The 2,309-nt window shown below is 68.1% G+C and carries 2 protein-coding genes; one reads left to right on the forward strand and one right to left on the reverse strand.

Translation table 11 applies throughout. From position 1 onward, the window contains the following. Nucleotides 1-74: 74 nt before the first annotated feature. Nucleotides 75-1,775, forward strand: a complete 1,701-nt coding sequence (locus BN903_RS08845) for a methylmalonyl-CoA mutase (protein WP_048077392.1) — start codon at nt 75-77, stop codon at nt 1,773-1,775. Between the two features lie 46 nt (nt 1,776-1,821). On the opposite strand, the gene BN903_RS08850 is transcribed toward BN903_RS08845, so the two are convergent. Then, entirely contained in the window at nt 1,822-2,058 is a 237-nt protein-coding gene (locus tag BN903_RS08850) for a hypothetical protein (RefSeq protein ID WP_048077420.1), read from the reverse strand. Between the last annotated feature and the right edge of the window lie 251 nt (nt 2,059-2,309).

Consider the following 2,309-nt stretch of genomic DNA (forward strand, 5'->3'; position numbering starts at 1 on the left):
CCGGGTCGCAATCCTCGTCGCGACCGTAATGTTCATAAACAATCTTTATAGATCGCGGGCGGCTACGGAGAGCCATGTACGACGACGACGACCTCGCCGCGATCCGCGAGGCCAAGGAGTCGTGGGAGGCGGAGACGCTCGACCCGACGCTCGACCGCCACGGGGAGCGGAAGGAGCGCTTCGCGACCGTCTCGAACCGCGAGGTCGACCGGATCTACACCCCCGAGGACGTGGCCGACCTCGACTACGAGGCGGATCTGGGGCTCCCCGGCGAGGAGCCGTACACCCGCGGGGTGTACCCGACGATGTACCGCGGGCGGACGTGGACGATGCGGCAGTTCGCGGGGTTCGGCACCGCCGAGGAGACCAACGAGCGGTTCCGCTACCTGATAGAGGAGGGGCAGACCGGCCTGTCGACCGCGTTCGACATGCCCTCGCTGATGGGGATCGACTCCGACGACGAGATGGCGCTGGGCGAGGTCGGCAAGGAGGGCGTCGCGGTCGACACGCTGCGCGACATGGAGGTGCTGTTCGACGGCATCGATCTGACCGAGGTATCGACCTCATTCACGATCAACCCCAGCGCGCCGGTGATCTACGCGATGTACGTCGCGCTCGCGGACGAGCGGGGACTCCCGCGCGAGGAACTGCGCGGCACCCTTCAAAACGACATGCTCAAGGAGTTCATCGCGCAGAAGGAGTGGGTGATCCCGCCGGAGCCGTCCCTCGATCTGGTGACCGACACGATCGAGTTCGCGGTCGCGGAGACCCCCAAGTTCAAACCCATCTCGGTGTCGGGATACCACATCCGGGAGGCGGGGTCGACCGCGGTTCAGGAGCTCGCCTTCACCCTCGCCGACGGGTTCGCCTACGTCGAGGACTGCCTCGACCGCGGGCTCGATATCGATCGGTTCGCCCCGCAGCTCTCCTTTTTCTTCAACTCGCACAACTCGCTGTTCGAGGAGGTCGCGAAGTTCCGCGCCGCCCGTCGGATCTACGCCCGTGTCATGGACGAGTGGTACGACGCGGAGGCCGAGGCGTCGAAGCGGCTGAAGTTCCACACCCAGACCGCCGGGCAGTCGCTGACGGCCCAGCAGCCGCTCAACAACGTCGCGCGCGTCACGGTTCAGGCGCTCGCCGGCGTGCTGGGCGGCACCCAGAGCCTCCACACCAACTCCTTCGACGAGGCGCTCGCGCTCCCCTCCGAGCAGGCGGTGCGGGTCGCGCTCCGGACGCAGCAGATCATCGCCGAGGAGTCGGGCGCGGCCGACATCGTCGACCCGCTCGGCGGCTCCTTCGCGGTCGAGGCGCTCACCGACGAGACGGAGGCCGACGCCATGGCGTACATCGAGGAGATCCGAGAGATGGGCGACGGCTCCGTCCGCGACGGGGTCCTGCGCGGCATCGAGCAGGGGTACTTCCACCGCGAGATCCAGGAGTCGGCCTACGAGTACCAGGAGCGCGTCGACGAGGGCGAGGAGACGGTCGTCGGCGTCAACGCCTACGAGATCGACGAGGACACGCGACCGGATCTGTTGAAGGTCGACGAGACGACCCGCGAGCGACAGCTCGACCGGCTGGAGTCGGTGAAGGCCGACCGCGACGACGACGCGGTCGCGGCCGCCTTAGAGGACCTCCGCGACGCCGTCGACGCAGGCGAGAACGTGATGCCCGCGGTCGTCGCCGCGGTGAAGGCGTACGCGACGATGGGCGAGGTCATGGCGGTGTTCGAGGCGGAACACGGGAGCTACCGCGAGCGGATCGGCGTCGCCTGACCGAGCGGGGAAGCGTCGCCGGAAAACGGTGGGCACCGACCGCGCGCTACGTCGCGTCGACTGCCCGAGCGGACTCCGCGCACCACGCGTTGCCCCGGCGACCCGCGCGGCGGAGGTCCAGTTCGACGACCGAGCCGGGGTCGAGCGACGACAGCTCGGCCTCTACCTCGGGATCGTCGTACTCGACGACGTACAGCGTCCCGTTCCGCGGGTGTTCGCGGAGCGTGATCGCCCCGTGGTCGTTACACGCTTCCACGACCGTGTACTTTCCAGTCCGGTTCATCATATCTGGCGGTCCCGACTCCAGCGGCTTAGTTATGCCACGCATACCGGCGCGTGCGGCCGGACCGGCGACACGTCAATCTCGATTCGGAGCCGCGAGCGGACCGCGAACGGTCCATTTTAATCGGCGCGCCGTCTCGCTCGGGTATGACGGAGACGGAGATCCCCGAGGACCACCCGCGCTACGCGTCGCTCGTGACGCGCCACCGGATCGAGGCGGGCGTCGAGCGGGGGATCACCTCGAAACAGGGG

The sequence above is a fragment of the Halorubrum sp. AJ67 genome, from assembly GCF_000513435.1.

What these genes read in the sequence shown, in the direction of transcription:
- BN903_RS08845 (WP_048077392.1), top strand. Translation starts at nt 75, where the DNA reads ATGTACGACGACGACGACCTCGCCGCGATCCGCGAGGCCAAGGAGTCG.
- BN903_RS08850 (WP_048077420.1), bottom strand. Translation starts at nt 2,058, where the DNA reads ATGAACCGGACTGGAAAGTACACGGTCGTGGAAGCGTGTAACGACCAC.